General features: G+C 53.5%; 23 protein-coding genes and 1 pseudogene. 11 read left to right on the plus strand and 13 right to left on the minus strand.

All coding sequences use genetic code 11. From position 1 onward, the window contains the following. Positions 1 to 54 precede the first annotated feature (54 nt). On the plus strand, positions 55 to 804 hold the full coding sequence (locus ACFE8Q_RS12200) for a hypothetical protein (RefSeq protein ID WP_375445674.1): 750 nt from the start codon (positions 55 to 57) through the stop codon (positions 802 to 804). Between the two features lie 78 nt (positions 805 to 882). Here ACFE8Q_RS12200 and ACFE8Q_RS12205 read toward each other — a convergent pair whose 3' ends face one another. From ACFE8Q_RS12205 to kdsB, 3 genes are all read right to left on the minus strand, one after another. Next, positions 883 to 2,460 carry a PglZ domain-containing protein gene (locus ACFE8Q_RS12205; RefSeq protein ID WP_375445675.1) on the minus strand — a complete coding sequence of 526 codons (1,578 nt, stop codon included), beginning with the start codon at positions 2,458 to 2,460 and terminating at the stop codon, positions 883 to 885. Positions 2,461 to 2,612: 152 nt separating this feature from the next. Next, a complete protein-coding gene (locus ACFE8Q_RS12210) occupies positions 2,613 to 3,476 on the minus strand; it encodes a glutamate--tRNA ligase family protein (protein ID WP_375445676.1) in 864 nt (287 codons plus the stop codon). Positions 3,477 to 3,536: 60 nt separating this feature from the next. Continuing rightward, complete coding sequence (gene kdsB / locus ACFE8Q_RS12215; protein ID WP_375445677.1) at positions 3,537 to 4,295, minus strand: 3-deoxy-manno-octulosonate cytidylyltransferase; 759 nt, start codon at positions 4,293 to 4,295, stop codon at positions 3,537 to 3,539. A 93-nt stretch (positions 4,296 to 4,388) separates the two neighbouring features. On the opposite strand from kdsB, the gene ACFE8Q_RS12220 reads away from it, so the two are divergent. Next, positions 4,389 to 5,576 (plus strand): LysM peptidoglycan-binding domain-containing protein, encoded by a 1,188-nt coding sequence (locus ACFE8Q_RS12220; protein ID WP_375445678.1) that lies wholly within the window; start codon positions 4,389 to 4,391, stop codon positions 5,574 to 5,576. A 45-nt stretch (positions 5,577 to 5,621) separates the two neighbouring features. Beyond that, positions 5,622 to 5,834, plus strand: coding sequence for a hypothetical protein (locus ACFE8Q_RS12225; RefSeq protein ID WP_375445679.1), 213 nt, complete (start codon positions 5,622 to 5,624; stop codon positions 5,832 to 5,834). 22 nt (positions 5,835 to 5,856) lie between these two features. On the opposite strand, the gene ACFE8Q_RS12230 is transcribed toward ACFE8Q_RS12225, so the two are convergent. Further along, the gene (locus tag ACFE8Q_RS12230) at positions 5,857 to 6,882 is read right to left on the minus strand and encodes a patatin-like phospholipase family protein (protein ID WP_375445680.1); all 1,026 of its coding nucleotides are present in this window, start codon (positions 6,880 to 6,882) and stop codon (positions 5,857 to 5,859) included. A gap of 90 nt (positions 6,883 to 6,972) precedes the next feature. Here ACFE8Q_RS12230 and ACFE8Q_RS12235 point away from each other — a divergent pair, with 90 nt between their 5' ends. Then, positions 6,973 to 7,788 carry a TIGR02757 family protein gene (locus tag ACFE8Q_RS12235; RefSeq protein ID WP_375445681.1) on the plus strand — a complete coding sequence of 272 codons (816 nt, stop codon included), beginning with the start codon at positions 6,973 to 6,975 and terminating at the stop codon, positions 7,786 to 7,788. 66 nt (positions 7,789 to 7,854) lie between these two features. Here the strand turns inward: ACFE8Q_RS12235 and ACFE8Q_RS12240 are convergent, their stop codons facing one another. Further along, positions 7,855 to 8,652, minus strand: a complete 798-nt coding sequence (locus tag ACFE8Q_RS12240) for an energy transducer TonB (RefSeq protein WP_375445682.1) — start codon at positions 8,650 to 8,652, stop codon at positions 7,855 to 7,857. 171 nt (positions 8,653 to 8,823) lie between these two features. Further along, positions 8,824 to 9,816, minus strand: a complete 993-nt coding sequence (locus ACFE8Q_RS12245) for a type I phosphomannose isomerase catalytic subunit (RefSeq protein WP_375445959.1) — start codon at positions 9,814 to 9,816, stop codon at positions 8,824 to 8,826. Positions 9,817 to 9,985: 169 nt separating this feature from the next. Between ACFE8Q_RS12245 and ACFE8Q_RS12250 the strand changes: the two genes are divergently transcribed. The 4 genes from ACFE8Q_RS12250 (at position 9,986) to ACFE8Q_RS12265 (ending at position 14,502) form a co-directional block, all read left to right on the plus strand. After that, positions 9,986 to 10,357: a DUF6970 domain-containing protein gene (locus tag ACFE8Q_RS12250; RefSeq protein ID WP_375445683.1), complete on the plus strand. Its 372-nt coding sequence runs from the start codon at positions 9,986 to 9,988 to the stop codon at positions 10,355 to 10,357. A 187-nt stretch (positions 10,358 to 10,544) separates the two neighbouring features. Then, positions 10,545 to 11,804 (plus strand): argininosuccinate lyase, encoded by a 1,260-nt coding sequence (gene argH, locus ACFE8Q_RS12255; protein ID WP_375445960.1) that lies wholly within the window; start codon positions 10,545 to 10,547, stop codon positions 11,802 to 11,804. 129 nt (positions 11,805 to 11,933) lie between these two features. Then, complete coding sequence (locus ACFE8Q_RS12260; protein ID WP_375445684.1) at positions 11,934 to 12,809, plus strand: carbon-nitrogen hydrolase; 876 nt, start codon at positions 11,934 to 11,936, stop codon at positions 12,807 to 12,809. A gap of 94 nt (positions 12,810 to 12,903) precedes the next feature. Next, a complete protein-coding gene (locus ACFE8Q_RS12265; RefSeq protein WP_375445685.1) occupies positions 12,904 to 14,502 on the plus strand; it encodes a hypothetical protein in 1,599 nt (532 codons plus the stop codon). Here ACFE8Q_RS12265 and ACFE8Q_RS12270 read toward each other — a convergent pair whose 3' ends face one another. The 7 genes and pseudogenes from ACFE8Q_RS12270 to ACFE8Q_RS12300 form a co-directional block, all read right to left on the minus strand. Next, complete coding sequence (locus tag ACFE8Q_RS12270; RefSeq protein WP_375445686.1) at positions 14,503 to 14,904, minus strand: glyoxalase; 402 nt, start codon at positions 14,902 to 14,904, stop codon at positions 14,503 to 14,505. 89 nt (positions 14,905 to 14,993) lie between these two features. Then, a complete protein-coding gene (locus ACFE8Q_RS12275; protein ID WP_375445687.1) occupies positions 14,994 to 15,812 on the minus strand; it encodes an aldo/keto reductase in 819 nt (272 codons plus the stop codon). 15 nt (positions 15,813 to 15,827) lie between these two features. After that, positions 15,828 to 17,819, minus strand: coding sequence for an ATP-dependent Clp protease ATP-binding subunit (locus ACFE8Q_RS12280; RefSeq protein ID WP_375445961.1), 1,992 nt, complete (start codon positions 17,817 to 17,819; stop codon positions 15,828 to 15,830). A gap of 58 nt (positions 17,820 to 17,877) precedes the next feature. After that, positions 17,878 to 18,012, minus strand: a complete 135-nt coding sequence (locus ACFE8Q_RS12285) for a hypothetical protein (protein ID WP_375445962.1) — start codon at positions 18,010 to 18,012, stop codon at positions 17,878 to 17,880. Between the two features lie 254 nt (positions 18,013 to 18,266). Continuing rightward, a pseudogene (locus ACFE8Q_RS12290) lies at positions 18,267 to 18,383 on the minus strand (Clp protease N-terminal domain-containing protein); the annotation flags it as partial. Between the two features lie 184 nt (positions 18,384 to 18,567). Further along, positions 18,568 to 20,172 carry a hypothetical protein gene (locus tag ACFE8Q_RS12295; RefSeq protein ID WP_375445688.1) on the minus strand — a complete coding sequence of 535 codons (1,605 nt, stop codon included), beginning with the start codon at positions 20,170 to 20,172 and terminating at the stop codon, positions 18,568 to 18,570. Positions 20,173 to 20,364: 192 nt separating this feature from the next. Then, positions 20,365 to 21,678, minus strand: a complete 1,314-nt coding sequence (locus ACFE8Q_RS12300) for a hypothetical protein (protein ID WP_375445689.1) — start codon at positions 21,676 to 21,678, stop codon at positions 20,365 to 20,367. Between the two features lie 290 nt (positions 21,679 to 21,968). Here ACFE8Q_RS12300 and proS point away from each other — a divergent pair, with 290 nt between their 5' ends. The 3 genes from proS (at position 21,969) to ACFE8Q_RS12315 (ending at position 26,214) form a co-directional block, all read left to right on the plus strand. Continuing rightward, positions 21,969 to 23,441: a proline--tRNA ligase gene (gene proS, locus ACFE8Q_RS12305; protein ID WP_375445690.1), complete on the plus strand. Its 1,473-nt coding sequence runs from the start codon at positions 21,969 to 21,971 to the stop codon at positions 23,439 to 23,441. Between the two features lie 105 nt (positions 23,442 to 23,546). Beyond that, positions 23,547 to 24,161, plus strand: coding sequence for a thioredoxin family protein (locus tag ACFE8Q_RS12310; RefSeq protein ID WP_375445691.1), 615 nt, complete (start codon positions 23,547 to 23,549; stop codon positions 24,159 to 24,161). Between the two features lie 178 nt (positions 24,162 to 24,339). Beyond that, positions 24,340 to 26,214: a TlpA family protein disulfide reductase gene (locus tag ACFE8Q_RS12315; RefSeq protein WP_375445692.1), complete on the plus strand. Its 1,875-nt coding sequence runs from the start codon at positions 24,340 to 24,342 to the stop codon at positions 26,212 to 26,214. Positions 26,215 to 26,241 lie beyond the last annotated feature (27 nt).

Below are 26,241 nucleotides of genomic sequence, written 5' to 3' on the forward strand. Positions count from 1 at the left end.
GTACCTCTTTTGTGGAATGTCCCAGGGTCTGGCATCTGTAAAAAAAAACGCATCATGAAACAGATCATCTACGCTGCCGCCATCACGATGGCAAGCCTTGCCTGTACGCATCAGCAGGTCGATGTGTTGGAAGAAACCAGTCCTCGATTCGCGGGGGCAACGCGAATCGAGATCAGAAAATCACTCTCGGATGTGTTCATCAACGCCTCCTCATATTGCAATAGCCTACTTCCGGTCACGCCAAACTGTGCCGAACAGACATATGCGTTTCAGGCCCAGTTAATGAAACTTGATCCGATTCCAGTTCCTCAACCAAATCTCGATCCGACTATTTCATCTGACGAAGCGGTACAGCTTTACAAACAGTTCATTACCGACCATACGGGCGAACCTGTACTTGCTGTTTTCAGGCAGTTGTATCCGCGTATTCTGCTGAATAAGTATGGAGTGATAACCAGCCGTGATTACCCGTTAGTTGCCTACTTCGCACGTGAACTGATCGAGTCTGGGTCGTATGACTTTGGCACGCAGGCAAACGCCTTAACAGCTATTCAGCCGCACGTACCCGCTCAACAGTTCAGACAATTGGTACAACTGGCGGGCAAAAACCTGCGACTGTATAAACCAGTCCGTCAGCGCTCGTTCGACCGACAGTTGGCCCAACTCGATAACCCCGACGTTATTCTCCGCCGGTTTCCGGAAAGCATGACAAAACAGATGAGGACGCACCTCATCGAAAGGAATAAGGCCGACAACCAGGCGTTTGCCCAGCTTGAGCGATTACAATCAGGAATAGTTAACTAATAACCTCAATCGAACGTACCTACAAAAAATGCCCGCTACGATCTGTAACGGGCATTTTTGTTGCATTCAGGTACGTTACTATTTCTTCGGCGTCAGGTACACGAAGGGAATAATGACCTCTTCGAGCGAGACGCCGCCATGCTGGAACGTATCGCGGTAATAGTTGACGTAGTAGTTGTAGTTGTTCGGGTAGGCAAAGAAATAATACTCCGTCGTGAACACGTAGGCGGTCGACACGTTGGGCTTGGGCAGGAACAAACGCTCTGGCTTACGAGCCACGTAGAGGTGATCCTCGTCGAAGCCAAGGTTTTTGCCCTGCTTGTAACGCAGGTTTGTGTTGGTTTCGCGGTAACCAACAATTTTGGCCGGTTTCTGCACCCGAATCATCCCGTGATCGGTGGTGATGACCAGGCGGCCACCTTTATCGGCAATCTTCTTAATCAGCTCGAACAGCGGCGAGTGCAGGAACCACGACCGGGTCAGGCTGCGGTAGCCCGCTTCGTCGGGGGCCAGTTCCTTGATCATCGCCATGTCGGTACGGGCGTGACTAAGCATGTCAACGAAGTTGTAAACTACCACGTTCAACTGGTTCTGCATCAGGTTGCTTACGTTATCAACTAACGCTTTCCCCTGCCCTACATTCAGAATCTTGTTGTATGACGTTTTGATGTTTACCCGCGCTTTGTCGAGCTGGCGTTTCAAAAATTCGTCTTCGTGGTTGTTCAGCCCCGCTTCTTCGTTGTCGTCATTGACCCAGATATCCGGGTGCTGCTTTTCCATTTCGCTAGGCATCAGTCCCGAAAAAATCGAGTTACGGGCGAAACTAGTGGTCGTGGGCAGAATAGAATAATACGACGACTCCTCCTGAACGGTGAAGAAATCAGCAATGATCGGTTCTATGACCTTCCATTGGTCGTACCGCAGGTTGTCGACAAGAATGAAGAACAGCGGCGCGCTCGGCGGACCGGTTTCGGTCGTGTTCAGTAACGGGAACACCTTTTTGCGCATCAACTGATTCGACATGATTGGCTTGTCGATCTTTGGGTCGTTGAGCCAGTCTTCGTAGTTCTCGATGATGAATTTGCAAAAATTCGAATTGGCTTCGCTTTTCTGCATATTCAGCACCTCGATCATACTGTTATCCTGCGCGCTGTCGAGTTCAAGCTCCCAATAAATCAATTTTTTGTACACATCAGCCCATTCGTTGTGATCCATGCGGTCGCCAAACTGCATAGCCAGGTTCCGAAAATCCTGCTGATAACCAATATTGGTCCGCTCGGTAACGAGGCGTTTATTATCGAGATTTTTCTTCAGCGATAGCAGTAACTGGCTGGGATTGATGGGCTTAATCAGGTAATCGGCTATTTTAGAACCGATCGCCTCTTCCATGATATGCTCCTCTTCGCTCTTGGTGACCATCACCACGGGCAGGTTGGGCCGCATCTGTTTGATCTGCGCCAGCGTTTCGAGGCCCGTCATGCCCGGCATCATTTCGTCGAGCAGCACCAGGTCAAATTTTTCGCTTTCCACCTTGTCCAGCGCATCGGCTCCTGAATTGACGGGTGTCACATCGTAGCCTTTATTTTTTAGAAAAAGCAGGTGTGGCTTCAGCAGATCGATTTCATCGTCGGCCCAGAGTATAGTGTAATTTTGCATAAGACTTCTTATAGTCAGGAAAGGCATTGCGAATGAGGTAAGGCTGGACAGTCAATGAGGCTGTTCCGGTCGCGCAGCCGTATAACTGCTGGCTTGCTCCAACTTACCACTAATTAACTTCTAACGACCCGGTCTGTTCACGCAGTTCGTCTTTATGATAGTTTAACACTTTCAACAGGCGAAAATAAGTTGTCTGAAACGCCCCACGCCAGCAGGTCAGTTAACCGGTGAGCGGCTTCCGGGGGCGCGTTCAACAACCGGGCCACCTGCCCATACACCAGGTCAGGACCAGTTCCCCGATCACGCATAGCCCGGATCGATGTATTGGCAACCGTCCCATCGCCCACCGATTTCGATAGTTTTTGGCCGTTTTCGCCCATTAAAACCGGATGATGCCAGACCTGTGCGTCGAGAAAATCAGACCAGCCAAGTGCCGAGGCCAGTTGCCGCTGCCGGTCCGACGATTCCTGTAAGTCCCGCCCACGGATCAGGTACGTTACGCCGAATTCGTGATCGTCGGTGAGGGAAGCAATCTGGTAAGCGGGTAAACCGTCGCGGCGACGGACCACAAAATCGGCCGATCCGTCTCCTTCAGCCCGAAACCGCCAGGCAACATCGGGTTCGTCCAGTGAACGTTGCTGTGCCCTCCCTTCGGCTGGGTACGTTACTCCACGCGCCTGCAACGCCCGGCGCGACAGCCCACACGCATACAACGTACCTGACGCCCGCAGCCCTTCGAGTGTATCAACGTACCTGCCTATCCGGTGCCGTTGCGACCAGTGAGCCTCAAAATCATCGGGCGAAGCAGGCCCCAGATCGTAATCCAGGCCCAGAAAATCCAGCGTTCGAAACACATCGTCAACGTATTCGGGGCGTTTTCGGTCGGCGTCGAGGTCATCGATCCGCAGCAACAGTGGTGCACCGCGCCCTCGCGCCGCCAGCCAGGTCAGCACAAAGTTCACGGCATTGCCGAGGTGCAGAAATCCAGAAGGCGTAGGTGCAATTCGGAAAAGCATCTTATCAATGAACAAATATCAGTTACTAATGGGCAGTTGCATACGTGTTCCCGCGTGTGTTCATTGATTCTTGTTCATTGTTACTTGCAAAAGGTCTTCCGGGGTATCGATACCGTAGCTTTCCAGGTCTGTTTCGACCACGCGGATGCGGTAGCCGCTTTCGAGCCATCGGAGTTGTTCCAGCGTTTCGGCTTTTTCCAGCGGTGAAGGTGGGAGTTTAGTAATCTGCGCCAGAATATCGGTTCGGTAGGCATACAGGCCGATATGTTTCCAGTACGTGTGATGCTGCAACCAGGCGGCCACATCGCCCGGCCGGTCGCGCTGGTACGGAATCGGGTGCCGACTGAAATAGAGCGCTTCCCGCAACGAGCCATCTAGTTGACTGACCACCACTTTGGGTGAGTTAGGATTTATCAATATGGCCGAATCGGTAATCGCCTTGACAAGCGTGGCCAGTTCTGTGACGCCGTCGAGAACAGACGTGAGCAGGTCGATTTGGCGGGGCTGAATGAACGGTTCGTCGCCCTGGATGTTGACCACGTATGGGTACGTACCCCCAAGCTGTTCAACCACTTCCTGGCAGCGGTCGGTGCCGCTTTGATGGTGCGTACCGGTCATAACCACCTGACCACCAAATGCCTGAACATGATCGAAAATGCGAACGTCGTCGGTAGCCACTACTACGGCAGTGAGCGAAGTAGCTTGCCGGGCCTGTTCGTATACGCGCTGAATCATGCTTTTTCCATCAATATCGACCAACGCTTTGGCTGGAAATCGAGTTGACGCATACCGGGCCGGAATAATACCAAGAATGTCCATAAAGGCGTTTTCTTGCAAATATGCCCGCTTTTCTATTTAGTTTTACGTTATAGGGCTGCGACAATTTTGAGTGCGTCAGCCTGCTCAGATCCCATGAATCGCCTAGTTACCTTCGCTCTACCCACCCTCCTGGCCCTGGCCCACGCCAGCTTTGCCAATCTCGTTCCCTGCTCCTTTCCTGCTGACTCTGTGGGCGTTGAACGCAAAGATGGCAAACGATTTGTGCTTCACCGGGTCGATCAGGGCCAAACGCTTTACGCCGTTGCACGCCGGTATAATTCCTCCGTCGACGCGATCAAAGCGGCTAACCCAGACCTCTCCGACAACTCCCTGCGATACGATCAGCTACTGCGTGTGCCCGTTGCCACGGTTACTTTATCGCGTCGGGAAGAACGGGAAGCCGAAAAGGCGCTGAAGAAAGAGGAAAAAGAGAAGCAGAAAGCCGCCAAAGAAACGGATCCCTTAGAAGCCGAAGCGCCCAAAACCGCTACTAAAACAGAGAAAGTTCCTGCCAAAGTAGAGCAGACTAAAGCTGAAAAAGCAGCCGATAAAACGGGCGCCCGCACGGCCAACACTACCAACAACGGGGTTCATGTTGTTGAATCGGGCCAAACGCTCTATAGCCTGGCCGTTCGGTACAGTGTCACGATGGCCGATATCCGCCGCTGGAACAATCTGGGTGCCGATGGGATCCAGGTAGGGCAATCACTAATCGTGTCTGAGAAGGCGTTTGACGCAAAAAAAGGCGACGACGGAGCCACTATAGCAAATACGGCCAAAGCCAAGCCAGCAGTAAAAGTGTCTGAACCAGAACCTGTTAAGTTGGAAGCAAAGCCAATCATTACGCCAGACCCACTTCCTACGCCGGGCTCAAAACCCAAACCAAAGGCTACTGAAACAAAGCCCGCCGAGTCTAAACCAGTTGAAAAATCAGCAGAACCCAAAGCAACCGAGCCCAAGGCAACGGCACCAAAATCAGACAACGAGCCCATCGCCAACACACGTAAACCCAATATGAAGTCAGAGATTGGGTTTGCTGATTTGATCGAAGGAAACGATGCCTCTGCCAAGTACCTGGCGCTGCACCGGTCGGCACCGATAGGTACGTTGGTGCAGGTACGTAACGACATTACGAACCAGAGCCTATACGTGAAAGTGATCGGCAAACTGCCCAAAACGGGCATCAATAATCAGGTACTGATCCGCCTGTCGGGTCGGGCATTCGAGAAACTTTCACCTAATGGCCAGCGTTTTCGGGCTGAAGTGAGTTATTCAAATTAAGGAATAGCGGTGCACCGCTGTAGTGAGGTAGAATTGACAGAAGTTATGGAGACGAAAGAAGAGCGGTTGGCCCGTCGGCATCAGGAACGGGATGCAAAAATGAGAGCTTCAGCCGGGTTTAAAACCTTCAACGTGCTGTTTATCCTCTCCTATCCGTTCATTGCCACATTCACATTTGCCATCTCGTCGTTGTTGGCGGTCATGTCGGGCGTATCGCGGGCAGGAGCCTGGATCGCCAGCGGCGGGCGGAGTAAGTAATTTGTAGCTGAGAGAAGTAGCGTCAAAATAAGACGGGATCGGGACCGTCTTTAACCAGCATCTCCACAATACGATCCAGCTCAGCATGGCAGTTTTGCGCCGTCTCGGTGCCTACCTGCAACAACGCCTTGATGTTTTCCTCACTGGCATTATCCATATCAGGCGTGGCGTCGCCCAGGTTAGCCGGTTGCAGGCGGATGTATTGATCGGGCTGATTCACCGCTGAAAACATACGGGTAAGGTGATAATCAGTCGTTTCGGCCGCGCCCGCCATCATAATGTCAATCACGGGCTGCACCCACCCAATCTGTCCCCAGTTCCTGGCTACGTCGTAATCGTAGGGCCGATTTTGGCTTCCCGTGCCAATCGACAGGATCATCATGTCGGCCGCTTTGGGGTCTTTTTTAGCATTGCGAACCTCTGAATACGCACACAATGCCGGGTTGTTGGCAAACACGCCCCCATCAACCAACGGGTACGAAACGTGACTGAGCGAGTCGATGCTGGCTACTTCAAAGTAAGTTGGAGCTGCAGAGGTAGCGCGCGCCACATCGCGAATCAGAAAGTCGGAACCAGAGCCTTTTTTGGCAAAATCGTGCTGGGCAAAGAAGTGCGCTTCTCGCCGTTTGATGTCGTAGGCCGGAATGATGCAGGGTTTCCGAAGCTGACTCAGACGCACATCGCCGAAGTACCGTTTCAACAGTTTTTCCAGTGGGGCGGCATCATACTTTTCCTCTAATATGCCACCGGCCGCACGAATCCGGTGCCAAACTGTTGTATCAAAGATCTGTCCTCCCTTTTTGACGTACAGGTCAACGGCTTCCTGGGCTGAAAACCGTGATTTTGCCGGATCAGCTTTGTCAGGACACAGATACAGACAGGTTAAAATGCCGCCGGTGCTAGTGCCGGCAAAGAAATCGAAGAAATCAGCCAGGCGGGCTTGCGGATTCTGGGTACGTACCTGCAACTTCGCCTCCAGTTCTACCAGGATACGCCCCGGAATGATGCCCCGGATGCCGCCGCCATCAATTGATAGTATTTTTTTCATATGTGTGTGAATGAGATGCCCTAAACATAAGGCATACCTGCTGATTACACGCACAGTATTTCCTATCCGGTCATTTTGTAAATAATCTGTATGCCACTTCCTGATTCATACGTCTCTGTGCGTGACTTTTTAGAGCAGAAAGCAACCCAATACAATCAGCCTTCCTTCATTGATCGTGACCCGATCAGTATTCCGCATCGGTTCACCCGGCTACAGGATATCGAGATCATGGGCTTCTGGGCGGCGGTGCTGGCGTGGGGGCAACGGCCCGTTATCCTACAGAAAGCCAACCAGTTGATCACGCTAATGGAGGGCGTGCCCTACGATTTTGTCCGTTATCATGAAGATTCGGACCTTCGCCGGTTTCTGGCATTCAAACATCGGACGTTCAACGCGACCGATGCGCTGTATTTCCTGCATTTCCTGAAGCAGTATTACCTGAAACACGAGTCGCTGGAAGACGCATTCCTGCCGCCCGGCGGCACCGATAGTGCGACCACAGAACTCCATCTTCGAATTTTCCATGATCGGTTTTGCGGGCAATCGGGTGATCATGAACTGTTCTTCCCCGAACGTACCCGGAAGCACATTGCTACGCCCGCCCGTAACTCAGGCTGTAAACGGCTGAACATGTTCCTCCGCTGGATGGTCAGACGCGACAACGCGGGTGTTGATTTTGGCCTTTGGCAACGTATCCGCCCCGATCAACTGGTCATCCCGATCGACGTGCACGTGGGCCGGGTAGCGGGTAAGCTTGGCCTGCTGGCACTTAAGAACGATGAAACGCCAAAAACAGACTGGAAAGCAGCCCTCGCACTGACCGATGTTCTCCGCGAGTTCGATCCCACCGATCCCGTTCGCTACGATTTTGCCCTATTCGGCCTGGGTGTCGAAGGGGAAATGTAATCTAGCACGAGTGATCGATAGAGGGTCAGCGGTTTGCAGACGCTGACACCCCATTCATCAACAGGTCTATTCCAGCGTGAACGTAATCGGGAGGGTAAATCGCACCCGCACCGGCCGACCGGATTGGCGACCGGGTTTCCAGCGGGGCATGGCCTTCAGCACACGCAGGGCTTCTTCATCCGTACCGAAGCCGAGTCCTTTCAGCACCTGAACATCCGTGAGGCTACCATCGGCGTTGACCGTAAACGTAACGGCTACCCGACCGGACACGCCCGCACTGCTGGCCGCAGTTGGGTAGCGGAGGGTACGTTGCAGAAAGTCCCGCAACGCCGTTTGTCCACCCGGAAACTCCGGCATTTGCTCCACCGTCAGGAAAGGGGTATCGTCTTTCACTTCCGGCGTTTCAATTGCTTTTTCAACCTTCGTGGGGCCTGTTAAAGCCTCGGGAGCCAGGATCAGTTCAACGTCGCCGGTTCCTTCCTGCGTTGTTTGCCCGGACGTAGCTTTCTCCAGTTCGTCAACCGTCGCTACGGGTGGGGCTTCGTCGGGCGCATCGGCTACAACGTCGGGCATCGTATTCTTCACCGTAGCAACCGCTGGTGCGACTTCCTGTTTTGGCGGCACAACGATTTTTTCGTCGGGCTGCTTCTCTTGAGGAATGTTTTCGAACGTAAGCTCTCGCATAAACACCTGCTTGTCAGGTTTTACCCAACTGTAGAGCGCAGGTAATTGCAAGGCGCCAATAAATACTAACGTACTCAGCACCAGCGCCCGCCCTAGCGTGTGGCGGTAGGCTTGTCGCAACGCGAAAGCCCCGTAGGCCTGGTTGCGGTTCGCAAAAAGAATGTCGTCGAAATTAGCCATAGCAACACAGTTTGGTTTCTGTGTAGATGCGAATGGCCAGGGAATGCATAAGTGTCAGTTCAAGGTCTACAGCTGAGGATTACCGTTAAAAGTCGCTTTGCCAATCACAATAGGTGACTTAGCAGAGCGACTTTTAACGGTAATCCTCAGCTATAGACCCTAAATCCTTCCCTACGGCACATACGATTCGAGCACCGTCATGCTGCCATTGGGGACAAGCGTTACAGACGTAACAGACGCAGGAATCAGGGCACATTCGCCCATTTTCAGGGCGGCAGAATAACCGCCTGTTGTCTGGATCGTGAGCGACCCTTCGACACAGACCAGAATCACGAATGAGTCGAGGTGGGTATAGTCATGGAGCACTTCTTCATCGAAACGGAGTACGTTCGTGACAAAGTAATCGCTCGTTACAGCGTTGACGCCCTCGTTCACCTTTTTCTCGTAATGCGTCTTGTAATCAGCGTGGTACGTATAGTCGATGGCGTCAACGGCAAGTTCGGTATGCAGCTCGCGGGTATTGCCTTTATCGTCTTTCCGGTCGAAATCGTAGATGCGGTACGTGACGTCTGACGTTTGCTGAATTTCGGCCAGCAGCAGGCCTTTCCCGATATAATGCACCCGGCCGGCGGGCAGGAAAAACACATCGCCGGGCTGTGCCTCTTCGATGTTCAATATGTCGGTGATGGTATTGTCGGCAACGGCTTTTACGTATTCTTCCTTTGTTACCTCGCGGTTGAAACCCGAGTTAAGTTTAGCGCCGGGGTCGGCCTGCATAATGTACCACATCTCGGTTTTGCCGAAACTATTATGCCGCTGACGGGCCAGTTCGTCATTCGGGTGTACTTGAATACTGAGGTCGTCATTGGCATCAATAAACTTCACAAGGAGCGGAAATTCGTTGCCATACCGTTCATATACGTGTTTACCAACCAGTTCAGGACCGAATTTTTCCAGCACAGCCTGTAAACTCTCGCCGACCAGCGCACCTTCTTTCACGACGGATATATTACCCGGAACGCCCGAAATTTCCCATGTTTCGCCACAATTGGGTAATGGTCCGTCGGGGCCTATTGGGAAGTCTTTACCAAGGATGGATTTGATCTTGTGACCGCCCCAAATTTTATCTTTGAAAAGAGGCGTGAACGTCAGCGGGTACAGCATAGGAGTTGGCTTCATTTTATCTAACAACCAGCAAAGATAAGGTGGGGTTTAGGAAGGATAGAAACGCATATGAAATGGATTGTTGATCTCATTCGCTTTTATAGAGCCCAAGCACGTTAACACGCCCAACCAATTATTTTTGGCCCTCTTCCAACTGAACAACACGGGTATGAATCTTCAGGCAAAACATGTTGCCATGAAAGTTTACTTCGTTCTGATCGGTCTATCCTTGTTACTGGCCTGCCAACGGGACGAGCCAACGCCGAATGACATTCCCGCTTGCATCCAGGCGATTATTCAGAACAATGGGCAGTCGTCAACTACCTATCCAGGTGTTGTAGCCATTACGCGCTACAAATACCAGCATCGGTACGTATATTTTGCGCTCTCCGACTGCTGCGACTTTCCCGACCGCCTGTATGATGATACGTGCCAGACGTTGTGTTCACCGAGCGGAGGGTGGGCGGGGGGCGATGGCCGCTGTGCTGATTTTTTCAAGGAAGCCACTGAGAAAACAGAAATCTGGCAAAAGACCCACTAGTCAGCTTGGTAAATCTATTCATCATCTGTTTGCTTACCCCAGGCTTTCTTTGCGACCTTTGTGGATTATAACGAGCGATCTACCAGTCGCTCCTTTACTCGTTCACTCGTTGGCAAAGCTTTGGCAAAAAGAAGGCGTATCCACCGCCGCAGAAATTGACCGGTTCACCGTTGGCCGCGACCGGGAGATGGACCTTCATCTGGCTCCGTTCGATGTGTTGGGCAACCTGGCCCACGCGCAGATGCTCGAAACCATTGGTCTGCTGTCTCCCTCTGATTATGAACAGCTTGCCGCTGAACTGAAACGCATTTACCCACAAACGCAGTCGGGTGAATTTGTGATTGAGGATGACGTGGAAGACGTGCATTCGCAGGTTGAGCTGATGCTGACGCGGGCGTTGGGCGACGTGGGCAAGAAGATTCATTCGGGCCGGTCGCGCAATGATCAGGTGCTGGTCGATCTCAAGTTATTCACGCGGTCGCGCCTGTGGCGGGTAGCCGAGGCAACCCGCCGTGTCTTCGACCGGCTTATTCAACGCTCGGAGCAGCATAAGGCTGATTTGCTGCCTGGCTACACGCACCTTCAGATTGCCATGCCCTCATCGTTCGGGTTGTGGTTTGGGGCGTATGCCGAAGCACTTTCCGACGATATGCTGACGTTGCAAACAGCCTACCGATTTGCCAATCGTAACCCACTTGGCTCCGGGGCGGGTTACGGCTCGTCATTCCCGCTGAACCGTACGCTAACCACCGAACTACTTGGTTTCGAGGGGCTTCACGTCAACGTGGTGTACGCACAGATGAGCCGGGGGAAGACTGAACAAACGGCCCTGAACGCGCTGGCTGCCGTGGCAACAACGCTGGCTCGCCTGGCGATGGATGTGTGTCTGTATAACAGCCAGAATTTTGCTTTTTTGACCCTTCCCGACGCGCTCACGACGGGCAGCAGCATTATGCCGCATAAGAAAAATCCCGACGTGGCCGAGTTGCTTCGGGGCAAATGCAACCGCCTGAAAGCCCTGCCGATGGAGGTAACGCTGGTGATGAGCAACCTGCCATCGGGCTACCACCGCGACATGCAACTGTTGAAAGAAGTGCTGATGCCCGCCTTCGACGACCTGCTCGACTGCCTCGACATTACGGCCTACATGCTAGAACATATCGAGGTGAAGCCCAACTTGCTGGAGGATAGTAAATACGATTTGCTGTTCAGCGTTGAACGGGTTAATGAACTGGTATTGAGTGGTGTGCCTTTTCGCGAAGCCTACCGCACGGTGGGAAAAGAAATCGCCGAGCATACGTACCTGCCGTCGCGCGAACTGCACCACACCCACGAAGGGAGCATTGGCAACCTGATGAACGAACAGATTGTGGCGGCAATGGAGCAGGCAATGGCCGGTTTTGGAGCCGATAAAGCAAAGACCGCCGAAGAGGCCCTGCTGGTTTAAGCCAAAAAGAACCGGAACAGGACAGGCGTATTTACCGTTTTCAACATAACACCGTAGCTCCAGCTACGGCAGCATCGTCTTCCTGATTGGCAACACGTCCGTAGCTGGAGCTACGGTGCTACAGCTATTATGTCGAAAAAAGTTAATATTAGCCTGGTCCAGATGAGTTGTGTGGCTGACGTGGAAGCCAACATTCAGAAAGCAGAAGAACGCATTCGCGAAGCCGCCCAAAAAGGGGCTCAGGTCGTTTGTTTGCAGGAATTATTTACCTCGCTCTACTTCTGCGACGTCGAAGACCACCATAATTTCAGCCTGGCCGAAGCTATTCCCGGCCCAACCACCAACCGGCTGGGTACGTTAGCGGCTGAACTGGGCGTGGTCATTGTGGCGTCGCTGTTCGAGAAGCGGGCGCAGGGCTTGTACCATAATACCACCGCCGTACTCGATGCCGACGGAACGTACCTGGGTAAGTACCGGAAAATGCATATTCCCGACGATCCGGGCTATTACGAGAAGTTCTACTTCACCCCCGGCGATCTGGGCTACAAGGTATTCGATACCAAATTTGCCCGGATCGGTGTGCTTATCTGCTGGGATCAGTGGTACCCCGAAGCGGCCCGCATCACGGCCCTGATGGGCGCCGATTTTCTGGTTTACCCAACCGCCATTGGCTGGGACACCAACGAGCCCGACCCCGCTCAGAATACCGAGCAATACAACGCCTGGCAAACCATTCAGCGGAGCCACGCCATCGCCAACGGCCTGCACGTGGTATCGGTCAACCGGGTTGGGCGCGAAGCCGATCAGCAGTTCTGGGGTGGCTCGTTTGTGTCGAATCCGTTTGGTACGCTGCTCTACCTGGCCCCGCACGACCAGGAAGTGGTGCACGTTCAGGAAATTGACCTGGAAGCGGGCGAAAAATACCGAACCACCTGGCCCTACTTCCGCGATCGCCGCATCGACTCGTACCAACCCATCACAAAACGTTACCTCGACGAAGAATAGAGTCGCACATGGCACCAGCCGTGTAGTAAGATGAACTAGTTATTTTACCTGACCACACGGCTCGTGCCGTGTGCGACTTACTTTCCCGCTGCCCATGCGACTACCTTTTTTGTTAGCTATCTGTCTCATCGGTGGTCTACTGGTGACGAGTACCGATAAAATACTGCACACAAAAGGAGCAGAAATCAAGGGGGCTGTGCCAACGCAAACCGCTCTCTCGCCCACTCCCCGTAGTTCGTTTACACCAACGACCCGTAAAGGGTACTGGAATGCAAACGTGGTCGGTGATTTCACGCTTCCTAAAACCAAATCACTCACCTTTTCGGGGGCGGGGCGCAACTTGTATTTGAAAGACTGGGATATCTTGTTCCGGCGCGGATTTTCGTCCATCGACCGCACCCGGATGGTCTTCGATCAGGAAATTGCTCAGGACCTGTCGAAACTGCCCAGAGGCTGGAAAAGCCGATTGACCTTCGACCAGCGGGCGGATGCGATAGGGCAACATCACTTTCGAAACGGCCCGTTCAACATCGCCTGGGCTGGTAATAGCGAACTGGCTCCCGAAACCTACTTCCGGCCATCAGGCAACAATTCCCGCTCAATCCAGAACATCTACTCGGCCATTCAGGCGTTGGCCGGTAGTTGCGAAGCCTTCGGTGATTGCCCGAATGGGGTGCGGTCCAGCGGATATAGCAAGATTTTCTTTGACATTGAGAATGACGGCATTAGCGACAGTAAACGCCAGGAACAGGCTAATCTGTACACCTATTTTATAAAAGCAACCCGCGACATTGCGCCCGATGTGGCCGGTCGGCATACAGATATCGGCGGCATTGCGCCCATTGCCCATCTGGGGTTTGGCTATTCCCGCGCTGCCGATTACAACGCTCCGACCAACTGGCTATTCACAATGCCCGCCCGCCAAACGGCTACGTCGCGCCAGCGGGGGATGCCCGACGAGATTATCGGCAAAAGTTACAGCGACTACGCCGACTTCCACATGCCAGGTACGTATTTCTATTACCCTGACTTCGACTACACCATTCCACATAATGCCGATGCAGGCCGGCACTGGCTGGCGGGCGTACTTTCTGAGCAGGAATACAACATCCGGCTGACTGATAAAAAGCGGATTGCTTACCATTGGGTTTTCAACACGCAGGGGCCTTTTAATCGAAGCGAGAAATCATCAAATCCGGCACCGCCCGCCGTTGCTGAAGGGCTAGCTGTTTTTTACTGGTTTACCGGGGCCTACGGAGCCGTTTTCTGGGACGATTATGTTGAATTGAAGCCCGATCAGCCCACCCCTGGCGATCCGGCCCAGCAGGGGATCGGGAATGACCGGATGTATGCCTGCTACGAACATTACCTGCATGGGCTCTGGCGCCTGTTCAAACATCATGGTGACCTGTTCGACGGGAAAGAGCAATACCTGAACCAGCAAACGGAATGCTCCTATGACGGGGGCAGAACGTGGTATAAGTACAACGCTAATCAGTTGAAAATCCGCAACTTACCCTTTGCCAGAGCCATTGTAAACGGTGACCAGATTCTAATCGCGGCAACGATGCCCTATGCCAAACCCGAGCAACGTACCTCGCTGATGGTCAGGTACGTCGACAATGGCAAACAGTTCTACACCACCATTCAGCTCAAAGGCGACGAAATCTACCTGGGCCGCGCAACAATGTAATCAACTGGTAATCAACGCTTCTTTCTGACTCTGGATTCGCTGTGTCAGCATGTTGCCCAGGCGGCGGGTCAGCTCCGACTCATCAGCCAGAAAGACGGCCCACTCGTTGGTGGTGAACTGACCGATCACGGTACCAACCAGCAGATTTCGGAATTTCAGGTCCGTACGAATCGTGTGGTCGATGTAGGCTTCCTGCTCGGCAGCACTCATTTTGGCAAAACGGGCATCGGGGCCAAGCTGCTTTCGTTTGGTCAAATAATGCCGAAACAGGCTCAGCAGCAAATCATTCTGAAGTTTAAGAATGGGCCGAAGCGTCTGATTCTGGAATGTCTCGGCCAAACTTGTCGTCGTAGCATCGGACGTAATCTGTGGGCGCAGGGCCAGCAGGGCAGTGTCTCTCATACGCCTACAACAGAAAAGCATAGCAGCCTATTCCAGTATGTGTATCAGTCAGACCATATCTTGGCAATATATGGCCTGACTAATACAGCTTAGTCGATATCAGCCGGATCGGTTGCGATGCGGGTGTTGTCGTAAAACGTGTTCATCAACTCGAAATCGTCAGGCGATAGCTCAAAATCGAGCACATCGAAGTTATGAGCGATGCGCTCTTTTTTTACCGATTTCGGAATCGTAACCACGCCATGTTGCAACGACCAGCGGACCAGCACCTGATACGTTGATTTGCCATATTTTTCCGCGATCGCAACCAACCGGGGGTCATGCTGTTTTATACCCCGAACCAGCGGCGCATACCCTTCCACCTGAATTCCCTTTGCGCTGCAATAGGCCATCACGTCGGGCCGGTAACAGTACGGGCTACATTCGATCTGGTTCACAGCGGGCGTCACAGTAGCTATCTCGAGCAACTCATCCAGATGGGCCGGATAATAATTCGACACGCCAATGGCACGAACCCGGCCATCGGCATATAGTTTTTCCAGAGCCCGCCAGGTATCCAGCCGGTGCTCACTTGTTGGCCAGTGAATCAGGTACAGGTCTACCACGTCGAGTTGAAGCAGGTTCAGGCTACGATCGAAGGCGCGTAGTGTAGACTCATACCCCTGATCGTCGTTCCATACTTTGGTCGTGATGAAAACCTCGTCGCGGGCTACGCCACTGGCCGCCAGCGCAAGAGCTACTTCGCCCTCGTTTCCGTAGGCTGCCGCCGTGTCGATCAGCCGGCAACCCAGTTCAAGGGCCGCTTCTACGGCCTGCTGCACTTCGCTATTGTGTTGGGGGGCGTACACGCCTAACCCCAACAGGGGCATGGTCACGCCGTTGTTCAGCGTAGTAGTTGGTGAATTCATAGCCAAAAATAAGCGCTAAAGCACCTCAACCGCCACTGTATCTGAAATGACGTTCCAGATCAGTTCGCGGGCCTCACTGATGCCCACCTGAACGGTGTCGCCTTTGTTTACTTCGCCGGAAATGATCATGCGCGAAATGGGGCGGCGCAACTGACTGCGGATAACGCCCTTGAGCGGCCGGGCCCCGTAGCGCGGAGTAAACCCACTGAGCGCCAGGAAGTCACGTGCGGCCGGGCTAATCTCGAGCCGGATTCCCTGTTGACGTAGCGGCTCAGACAAACCGCGCAGGTGGATGTCGAATATCTTAGCGACGTTGGCCTCAGAAATGGGCGCAAACGGAACAATCTCAGTCAGGCGAGCCAGAAATTCGGGCCGGAAATGCCGCGACATAATTTCCATCAGGTCGTTAGCCGCCGGAATGATCCCTTCGCCAAACTGCTTCACCACAAACTCACTGCCAATGTTTGACGTGAACAGCACTACAGAATTGGTAAAGTCGCCTTCTTTGCCCAGGCGATCATGTAATTTCCCTTCGTCCAGAATTTGCAGGAAAATATCGAACACCGACGGATGCGCCTTCTCGATCTCATCAAAAAGCACTACCGAGTACGGCTTCTCCCGGATTTTGTTCACCAGCAAGCCGCCCTGTTCGTACCCAACGTACCCGGGAGGGGCACCGTATAAAAGCGCCGCTGAATGCTCTTCCTTGAATTCCGACATGTCGAACCGGATCAGGAATGACTCGTCGTTGAACAGGAAATCGGCCAGGGCTTTGGCCAGTTCGGTCTTACCCGTACCGGTTGGCCCCAGCAGGAAGAACGCCCCCGTAGGCTGTTTGCCACCCGACAGCCCGGCGCGTGACTCCAGAATACTAGCGGTTAAGGTATGAATAGCATGGTCTTGCCCCACCACACGCTTCTGCAATACCTCATCCATTTTTAGCAGGCGTTCGCGTTCGTTGGTTTGCAATTTTCCCATCGGGATACCTGTTTTAGCGGCTACCATCGCGGCTACATCCTGCTTGCTCACCGTTTCATGAGGAATCCCGGCCAGCGGCATCAACTCGTCGATGCGCTCGGTCAGGTACGTATGCAACGCCTCGGGTACTTCAATTTTCTCCGGTTGCAGTCGGTCACTTGCCCCACTGTCTTCAACCTGTTGTTGCAGAATCGGGCTCACTTTCTGCTGTAACTGCTGCAACACCCACTGGTACTCGGCCAGTTGGCGTTCATCATCAAACGCAGCTACTTTTTCCTTTGCCGTGGCCAGTTGGCTCCGCAGGGCTTCCAGATCCTGGGTGGCCGTGTCGCCCATCGTGCGAATGGCCGCCATGGTGCGGTCGAGCAGGTCAACGGCAGCGTCGGGCAAACGGCGATCTTTTACATACCGCTGGGCAAGTCGAACCGCTTCGGCGGCTACACCTTCGTCGGTTTTCAGCTTATGATGCTCTTCGTAGCGCGGTATCAGGGTTTCGACCATGCGCGTAGCGGCCACCGTTGTGGGCTCATGCACGGGCAGTTGCTCGAACCGGCGACTAAAAGCCTCATCTTTCTCGACATACTGCCGGTACTCATCGAGTGTGGTGGCGCCAATGACGGTGATTTCGCCCCTTGCCAGTTCGGGTTTCAGCAGTTGCGATACCCCCGCTCCTACCGAGCCATTCGGGTTCAGCAGCATATGAATTTCGTCGATGAATAATACGGCTTTATCGTGCTGCTTCACCTCCTTCAGAATACTTTTCAGGCGGTCTTCCACTTCGCCTTTATACGAAGCACCCGCCACCAGCGAGCCAAGGTCAAGCTCGTAGAGTTCGGCCACCTGCAATCCACTGGGTACGGTGCCCGCCACAATTGCCTGCGCAAATCCATCGACGAGCGCGGTTTTGCCAACGCCCGGCTCACCAACCAGCATGACGTTGGGCTTGGTGCGCCGCAACAAAATTTCGAGCATCAGCCGAAGCTCGCGGTCTCGCCCAACGATTGGGTCCAGCTTGCCCTCACGAGCCATATTCGTCTTGTTTTCGCAGAACCGGGCCAGCGCCGACTCGCCCGCCCCGCCCCCCGGCTCAGCACCAACGGCCGGGGACGTACCTGGACCGGCTGCCTGCCCATTCCCACTCGTCAGGTGTGACAATGCCTTCTCGGCAATATGGTCGTCCTGAAGGGCGTCGAGCAGTTCTTTTTGCGAGATAGGCAGTGATTTAAGTTGCTCGGCCGAAAAAGCTACGTTGGCTTTGAGCAGGGCGGCCAGCACATGGGCGGGCTCAACCTGCATACTTTCCATCTGCGTAGCGATCAGATCGGCCAGTTGCATGGCCTGCGACGTAGCGGCATCGTTACCGGGTAAGGCTACATTTTTGCTTGCCTTTGGCAGTAATTCCAAGCGATAGTCGGCCCAGTCGCGCAGGAAATAGATGTCTTTATCAAGGGCAACCAGCCACGAAGCCAGGCCTACATCGTTATGTAACAGTCCCAGCAGCAGGTGCGGGGGTGCAATGGCGTCGTGCCGGTGTTCATGCACTAAAGCCTGAGCAATCTGAATGGCGCGTTTGGTCTCCGCAGATAGGTTCATAAGGATGAGTTTTGGAGGCAATGTACGAATAGCCAAGTTAGCCAATTGGATTACTCTACGTACCTGACCAGGAACAATATTCTGCCAAACCTATCGAACACACGAATACGCCTTGTCTATTCACAAAAAAGCCTGTTCATCAAGGTGATGAACAGGCTTTTTTGTGGGTAATTAATTGTACAACTTAAAAGAAGAAACCAACAGACAGCATAGCATTGGTGCGCTGCGTGGTGGTTGATACCGTTGGCGTGTCATTATCATTCAGAATGTAAGGTGACAGACCTGATTTCTGGCTATAGAATGAGCCCGACAAATCAACGGAGAAACGATCGGTGCGCATCCCAACGCCCGCCGTGAACAGAGTTCGTGCGCGCGACGCAGCACTCACCCGGTCAAGGTCAATACGGTAGGCAGACGGCAAGTAAGCCACACCCGCCCGTAGCCGTAACACATTCGCCCGGATTTCAACGCCTCCGCGCACATTCACTACGTTCTGGTAGGTATTCTGAACTTCCGATTTTACATCGTTTCGAAAATCAGTGTTTCCCTGCGTTGAGTTAAAAGCATCTGTGCTAACGCGCATCCCGCCGTAACCTACGTAATCAGCGGTGGCAGTCAGGAAACCAATCTTACCGCCACCCAGAAAATACGTAAAGCCACCCGACGCCCGGAACGGCGAAGTCATTGAATAATCGAAATCATTCGGGTCTACCGATACGTTATTGGTCCCCATCTCCCGAATGAGAGCAGGGTTTCGCCCAAAGGCAAAAAACGACTGCTGGAACGTTTCCTTCATGCTATAAAAAGTAGGTGAAGAAGCCGTAACACCCAGTTGAAAACTCTGCACCGGCCGGTAGATAGCACCCAGCGTAAGGCCAAATCCGGTACCCGTTACGGACAGATTATTGGTACGTCCGTAATTATCAAAATCACCGTTTATTGGCGCGTCTCTCACTGTAATTTCTGAATTGTACCGGATTCGGGATATGTTCGCTGAAACACCCAGATAGAGCTTATCTTCGAAATTGCTTCCGTAAGCAAACGTCCACTGCGAATTAGCACCAGATTGGTTGGTTGTTACCCGCTGGTTTCGTGGAAGCCCCGCGTTGAGATCGTTATTGAAAAAAGGCGATCCGTTCGTATCCTGAGTGCCTGTTGGATTGGCCGGGGTAGCACCATATACCGTCGGATTTAGTAAGAAAAGGCCATACAACGCGGCCTCCGGGGTACGGGCAGTATTGGTAGTAGGATCAAAATCCTGCGACAATGCCCGCTCCTTCACACTGCCGGGTGCACCATTATTCAGTCCTGGAATGTATTCGTTCAGGAATGTCGAATTCGGATTGTTATTCCGCCCCTGGGCATCTACGCTACTTGAAAAATTAAGCGACTGCGAATAAGAAATTCCAAACGACGAGCGTTTCCAGCGGCTATACGGCGACTTTTCGCCTGCAAACACCAGACTGAGCTGACCAATGTTAAAGTTCGTTTTATCGGAGTTGGTGTTGCTCCCCAGGTACCCGTTTTTAGACGATGACAGGTTGATCGACGGACTCAGTGTAAACTCAGACCGGTTGTAGAAACCGAGCCCTGCCGGATTACCCGAAATATTACTGGCGTCGCCGCCAAGGGCAGCCTGATTGCCGCCCACGCCCCTGAACCGGGCCGAGCCCTGCAAGACAAAATCATTATACCGAAAAGCATCATCGGCGTATTCGGCTGCGCTTCCCTGTGCCAGAAGCGATGATGTGGGAAGAGCCAGCAAAAGACCAGCTAAAAGGCGTTTCATGTGCGTATGTGAGAAAGATAAGTGAATGGGAGCCATTGCTACCTGCGGGTGACGCAGTAGTTGTTAGAACGCCAAACCATCATTTGGTTTAACGTTAAAAAACTGCATTTAGGCATCCATGCCTCTATTAACTAATAATCCCCGTCAGAAGTCTTTCCAACGGGGATTATTCGCTTAAAAAGTTAGGTCAGTCTACCTTGGACCACGTGAGCTGCCACTACCGCTTGAGTAGCCACCGCCGCCACCGCCTGAACTCGGCGCACTATAGCTTGGCGCGCTGTAGCTTGGCGTTGGGGCGCTGTAACTACGGCTTGGCTGCTGGTAGGTCGGCTGGCTTTGCTGATACGATGGCTGGCTCTGCCGCGAATAAGAGGGCTGCGACTGGCTTGGCTGCGAGTAACTTCCCCGGCTGCTGCCGCCTCCGCTGCTATACGGTTGCGAATAGGATCCGCCACGTGATGATGGACGCTCATAATACGTACCTGACGAAGCCGAACCCGTCGATGGCGTGTAGCTACCAGAGGTACGTCCACCGTTGGGGGTAGCCGAATTGCTGTACGACCCTGACCCCCGGCTCGATCCACGACCAGAGGCATTAGGGTTCGTATAATACGTTCCATCACCAGTAGCCGAGTTATTATAAGCTGAGCCGTAGTTACCCGAACGACGACCGCCATTATAACTTGGAGCCGTATTGTTAAAGTCGCCACTGTAGCGGGCCGACGAGCTAGTTCCGCGAGGACCGTATGTGCGGTTGTTGCGGTATGGATCAGCACCCGTTACGATGTAGTTGTTGTTGATCACCGATGGACGACCGTAGTAACCACCGAACGCATACGGATTATACCCGCCGTAGCCACCGCCATAACCGAATGGGCTAAAGCCATAACCACCATACCCATACGAGCTGTAGAATGGATCGTAGAAGCCACCGCCGTAGCCAAATGGACTATAGCCGTATCCTCCGCCATATGCGTATGGGCTATACCCAAACGGACTGTACCCAAATGGGCTGTAGCCAAAGGCAGAGCCAAATCCTAAGCCCAGGCTGATGCCACTTACGAAACCGGCGTTACCCAGTCCCCAGCGATTCCAACTGTTGGCTCCGTACAGGCCCTGATTGTATCCGTTTGAATACCCGCTGGCATACGCGTCGGTAGCGCCCCAACCTGGGTCGGGTGATATACCGCGCTGTACCTGACGGGCACTCAGCTCAGAGTAATAATCAGCGTCGGTACCGGTGGTGCCTTGCTGACTATCCGTGTAATCGGGATTGAGGTTGCTGCCACGCTGCTGCGACTGGCGACGGTCGAGCCGTGAGGCCTGACGCACATCCTGCTGCGTTGTTTTTCTGTCATCGCCGGCATACACGGCTGCATCCCCTGAATTGCCATAAAGGTCATCGACCTCCCCAGCATTCTGGGCTGCCTGACGGCTGGAGCTACACGCTCCCATACCCAGCATGGCAACGACTGCCAGGTAATGCCATGTATTATTGAGTTTCATACAAACAAAGCGTTTATAGTGTCTGTAAAGGGTTAAGCAGAAACAAGGGATACACTACTGCCATAATAACCAGAATGGTGGCGGTTTGATTACAAAAATAGGATTTAAATCTATCTTTGCAACCCCTTTCTATCCTTAGACCGGGACAACTAATCAAGGTTTAATTTAAAGTTTAAAATAGTCATTGGCTACGCGTCATTGGTCACACGCTACGCTGTCATTAGTTGTACCCAGCTACCAATGACAGCGTAGCCCAATGACCAATGACGCGTAGCCAATGACCCCCTTTCATGGCTAAAGCATTACCTACGCGGGCCGAGGATTACTCGGAATGGTACAACGAACTGGTTAAACGGGCTGATCTGGCCGAAAATTCAGCCGTTCGGGGCTGTATGGTCATCAAACCCTACGGCTTTTCGATCTGGGAGAAGATGCAACGGGCACTGGACGATATGTTCAAGGAGACCGGTCACCAGAATGCGTACTTCCCGCTGTTTATTCCCAAGTCGTACCTGAGCAAAGAGGCTTCACATGTGGCGGGCTTCGCCAAGGAGTGCGCCGTTGTGACCCACTACCGCCTTAAAAACGCTGAAGATGGCTCTGGAATCATTGTTGATCCGGACGCTAAACTCGAAGAAGAATTGATCGTACGGCCAACGTCGGAGACCGTTATCTGGAGTACTTACAAAAACTGGATTCAGAGTTACCGCGATTTACCCCTGCTGATCAATCAGTGGGCTAACGTGGTGCGCTGGGAAATGCGGACGCGTCTGTTCCTGCGCACGGCCGAATTTCTCTGGCAAGAAGGGCATACTGCCCACGCCACCGCCCAGGAAGCACAGGAAGAAACCCGTCAGATGCTGGAAGTGTACGCCACATTTGCCGAAGAATGGATGGCCATGCCCGTGATTCGCGGCACCAAATCGGCCAACGAACGGTTTGCCGGAGCCGACGATACGCTGTGCATCGAAGCCATGATGCAGGATGGTAAAGCGCTACAGGCAGGTACGTCCCACTTTCTGGGTCAGAATTTCGCCAAAGCATTTGATGTGCAGTTCCTCAACAAACAGAACACCCTGGAACACGTCTGGGGTACGTCGTGGGGCTTGTCGACCAGGATGATGGGTGCGCTGGTGATGGCCCATTCCGATGATTCAGGGCTGGTTATTCCGCCGAAGCTGGCTCCGATTCAGGTTGTTATTGTGCCGATCTACCGGTCTGAGGAGCAGTTGGATGCGATCACCGACAAAGTGAAACCGCTTATCGCTGACTTGAAAAAGGCGGGCATTTCGGTGAAATACGACAACTCGGACGCCAACAAACCAGGCTGGAAGTTTGCCGAGTATGAACTGCGCGGTGTACCAGTCCGGTTGGCGATGGGTGCCCGCGATCTGGAAAACGGTACCGTCGAAATTGCCCGCCGCGACCTGAAAACCAAAGAAACCGTAGCCTTCGACGGCCTGACCGACCATATCAAAACCCTGCTCGACGACATTCAGAAGTCGATCTACCAGAAAGCGCTGGCTTTCCGGGAAGCGAATACGTTCCATGTCGATACGTTTGACCAGTTTAAAGAGCAGATCGAGAAAGGCGGGTTCATTATGGCCCACTGGGATGGTACGTCGGAAACGGAGGATGCCATCAAAGACGCAACCAAAGCCACGATCCGCTGTATTCCGCTGAACACACCTGAAGAAGCAGGTACGTGTGTTTACTCCGGCAAACCATCGAACAAGCGCGTGGTATTCGCCCGGGCTTACTAACAAATTAAAAGATAATGCCTACTGTAAAACAGGCTGACCGTGGCGGCGCAGGTACGTTCGGCCAGGCTATTACGGTAGGCATCTTGCTTTGCAAATCAACGACTTATGCAAGTAATTACCCCCGTGCTGCTCGAATCGGCCATGACCTACGCGGAGTATATGGCCCTGGCGCACGAACGGTTCGCTCAACACCTGACCACATCCGACGATTCGCATTATAATACGGAGCAGATTCTGGGCTTCACGAAGCTGAACTTCTCGCGCATTGCCCGACTGGAGAAAACGACCCATCTCACCGCCGACGTCACCGACGCGCTGGCGCAGGTACGTGAACCGTGGATCTGGCTCGTTCTGGCCGAATCGTGGTGCGGCGATGCAGCCCAGATTTTGCCCGTGATGAAGCACATAGCCGACTATTCAGGCCAAATCCAGATTCGGTTGTTGCTCCGCGACAGGAACCTTACAGTGATGGACGCCTACAAAACCAACGGAGGCCGTTCTATTCCGAAGCTGATCTGCCTGCGTCAGAGCGACCTCACCGAACTGGGTACGTGGGGGCCTCGGCCGGCGGCACTTCAGGCGGAGATGGATAGTTGGAAAACGGAAAATATACCCTTCGATCAGGTTATTGAACGCGCTCACGGCTGGTACGCTAAAGACCATACGCTTCACACCCAGGCCGAACTGGCAGTAATGATCCGGGATTGGGCGCGGCAATAATAAATAATGGCACTGCTCAGGTACGTTGCCCGGCAGGCCATTATTTACCCTTCATCAATCTACCAGCAGTTTGCCAGGTTAGTCACCAGCGAAGCCACCGTTTGCGATAGTAAGGGCATTTTTCCTGCTTTTTTAACTTTTTCTTCACCCGCTTTCTGATCGTGAGCTATCTTCCGGGATGAATTACTGGCTTACTTTTCTGTTTACGCTGATTGCAGCAATTCCTTCAACGGCACAGTTCAGGTACGTTCCCAAGCGGCCGATGCCGGGTGAGGTGGTGTCGTTTACATACACACCCAGCGCAACGCTGGTGAAAGAGACAGCCATCGAAGGCAGGTACGTGCGCTACGCTGGCCCTGCCACAATGCGCCTGAGCCAGCCCGCCACGGCCACGGCCGTACGTCAGGGAAACGATGTCATTGGCGAAATAAAGGTGCCCAAAAACACGGTTTCGGGCCTGCTAATGGCATTTCAGAGCAAAGCTAACCCCACCCTGACGGACCATAATAACGGTCATTTTTTCCCAATCATCCTCTACGATTCTACCGGTGCCATGCAGCCCCACGCTATTGGCGGGCAGGCGTCAGTATTGATTCGGACAGCCTTTCCCTACGCGCTGAACGTTAAACCCGACTGGAATTGGGCGGTTCAGCAATATGAACTGGAAATTCAGACGTTTCCGGCCAACCGCCCTCAGTATTGGGCCGACCTGGTAGCCGCGCAGATTCGGCAGCAGAAGCCGAATTATAAGAAAACAGCCCTGGCCAACATCGACACGTACCTGAAAAGCCGAAAACCGGCCCCAACGCCCGACGATCTGAACAACGCCGCCCGGCTCTACGACCAACTCAGCGAACCAGCGCTGGCGCTGGCCGTCCGCGACCGTATAAAGACCGTTGACCCAACTGGCGATGCAGCTCAGAAAGCCCGCGCCGGGGCAATACGAGCCGAAACGAATACGGCTAAAAAACTGACTGATTATGCCTCCTTTACAGCGGCATTTCCAGCGTCTCCCTATCGGCCTGTGCTGGTTAGCTCCCTTGCCGAGGCCTACTTTAAGGCGGGCCAGTTTCGGGAGCTAAACACCTTTCTGGGTCAGCAGGAGCTAAAGAATAGTGACCCTGCCCTGCTGCATAGTTTCGCTCAGCAGATGACCGACGAAGGGCGTGGCATTCCGCAAGCCGACTGGCTGGCCGACCGTGCCATTGTGGCGTTGCAACAGCGGCCACAGCCTAAAAACGGCGATTCGGAACGGCTGGCTCAACTTCGCTCCTACCAGGCTACCCTCGCTTACGCTTTTGATCAGCAGAACCGTTTGGCCCCGGCACTGGCCACGTATCGGCAAGCCCTGGAAGGGATTGAGCCAGAGACAACCGAGCCGCGTACCAACGAACGGATCTGGACTTGCGCCGTCCGCGCCAATCGTGCCGATTCGGTTTTGCCGTTCATCGAGCGGGTCGTTCGGGTGGGCCGGGTAACGCCCCGGCTCCGCGCCAGCCTCCGCGACTGGCAGGTTAAAAAACTGGGAAGCGTCGCCAAAGCCGATACGTACCTGGCTGGCCTGGAGGTAAACTACCGCGCCGACCGGCAGGCCGAACTCGCCGAATCGTTTGTGAACGAACCGGCACCAAACTTTACACTCACCACGCTTGATGGAGGCACGGTTTCGCTTGCCTCCCTTCGCGGCAAAGTGGTGGTTCTCGATTTCTGGGCAACCTGGTGCGGCCCGTGCATTGCCTCGTTTCCCGCCATGCGCAAAGCCCGCGACCATTTCAAAAACGACCCGAAAGTCCAGTTCCTGTTCGTCAATACACGCGAAGGCGGCCCTGTTAGCCGGGTACGTTCTTTTGTGGACAAACAACCGTATACCGGCGTCATTCCGCTCGATGTCAGCAAGAGAGTATCCGAATCGTACGGCGTACAGGGCCTGCCAACCAAGGTGATCATCGACCCCAAAGGCCGGGTACGTTACCGCAGCCTGGGTTACTCGGGCAACGCCGACGCAACCGCTGAAGAGATCACGCTCGTGATTGAAGCCTTAAAACAACAGTAAGTTTTCTGTTTACTATCTACTGTTTTC

The organism is uncultured Fibrella sp., assembly GCF_964250085.1.
In the GTDB taxonomy this organism is placed as follows: Bacteria; Bacteroidota; Bacteroidia; order Cytophagales; family Spirosomataceae; genus Fibrella.

Coding starts and splice junctions, on each gene's coding strand:
- ACFE8Q_RS12200 (WP_375445674.1), top strand. CDS start 55: ATGAAACAGATCATCTACGCTGCCGCCATCACGATGGCAAGCCTTGCC.
- ACFE8Q_RS12205 (WP_375445675.1), bottom strand. CDS start 2,460: ATGCAAAATTACACTATACTCTGGGCCGACGATGAAATCGATCTGCTG.
- ACFE8Q_RS12210 (WP_375445676.1), bottom strand. CDS start 3,476: ATGCTTTTCCGAATTGCACCTACGCCTTCTGGATTTCTGCACCTCGGC.
- kdsB (WP_375445677.1), bottom strand. CDS start 4,295: ATGGACATTCTTGGTATTATTCCGGCCCGGTATGCGTCAACTCGATTT.
- ACFE8Q_RS12220 (WP_375445678.1), top strand. CDS start 4,389: ATGAATCGCCTAGTTACCTTCGCTCTACCCACCCTCCTGGCCCTGGCC.
- ACFE8Q_RS12225 (WP_375445679.1), top strand. CDS start 5,622: ATGGAGACGAAAGAAGAGCGGTTGGCCCGTCGGCATCAGGAACGGGAT.
- ACFE8Q_RS12230 (WP_375445680.1), bottom strand. CDS start 6,882: ATGAAAAAAATACTATCAATTGATGGCGGCGGCATCCGGGGCATCATT.
- ACFE8Q_RS12235 (WP_375445681.1), top strand. CDS start 6,973: ATGCCACTTCCTGATTCATACGTCTCTGTGCGTGACTTTTTAGAGCAG.
- ACFE8Q_RS12240 (WP_375445682.1), bottom strand. CDS start 8,652: ATGGCTAATTTCGACGACATTCTTTTTGCGAACCGCAACCAGGCCTAC.
- ACFE8Q_RS12245 (WP_375445959.1), bottom strand. CDS start 9,816: ATGCTGTACCCGCTGACGTTCACGCCTCTTTTCAAAGATAAAATTTGG.
- ACFE8Q_RS12250 (WP_375445683.1), top strand. CDS start 9,986: ATGAATCTTCAGGCAAAACATGTTGCCATGAAAGTTTACTTCGTTCTG.
- argH (WP_375445960.1), top strand. CDS start 10,545: ATGGACCTTCATCTGGCTCCGTTCGATGTGTTGGGCAACCTGGCCCAC.
- ACFE8Q_RS12260 (WP_375445684.1), top strand. CDS start 11,934: ATGTCGAAAAAAGTTAATATTAGCCTGGTCCAGATGAGTTGTGTGGCT.
- ACFE8Q_RS12265 (WP_375445685.1), top strand. CDS start 12,904: ATGCGACTACCTTTTTTGTTAGCTATCTGTCTCATCGGTGGTCTACTG.
- ACFE8Q_RS12270 (WP_375445686.1), bottom strand. CDS start 14,904: ATGAGAGACACTGCCCTGCTGGCCCTGCGCCCACAGATTACGTCCGAT.
- ACFE8Q_RS12275 (WP_375445687.1), bottom strand. CDS start 15,812: ATGAATTCACCAACTACTACGCTGAACAACGGCGTGACCATGCCCCTG.
- ACFE8Q_RS12280 (WP_375445961.1), bottom strand. CDS start 17,819: ATGGCTCGTGAGGGCAAGCTGGACCCAATCGTTGGGCGAGACCGCGAG.
- ACFE8Q_RS12295 (WP_375445688.1), bottom strand. CDS start 20,172: ATGAAACGCCTTTTAGCTGGTCTTTTGCTGGCTCTTCCCACATCATCG.
- ACFE8Q_RS12300 (WP_375445689.1), bottom strand. CDS start 21,678: ATGAAACTCAATAATACATGGCATTACCTGGCAGTCGTTGCCATGCTG.
- proS (WP_375445690.1), top strand. CDS start 21,969: ATGGCTAAAGCATTACCTACGCGGGCCGAGGATTACTCGGAATGGTAC.
- ACFE8Q_RS12310 (WP_375445691.1), top strand. CDS start 23,547: ATGCAAGTAATTACCCCCGTGCTGCTCGAATCGGCCATGACCTACGCG.
- ACFE8Q_RS12315 (WP_375445692.1), top strand. CDS start 24,340: ATGAATTACTGGCTTACTTTTCTGTTTACGCTGATTGCAGCAATTCCT.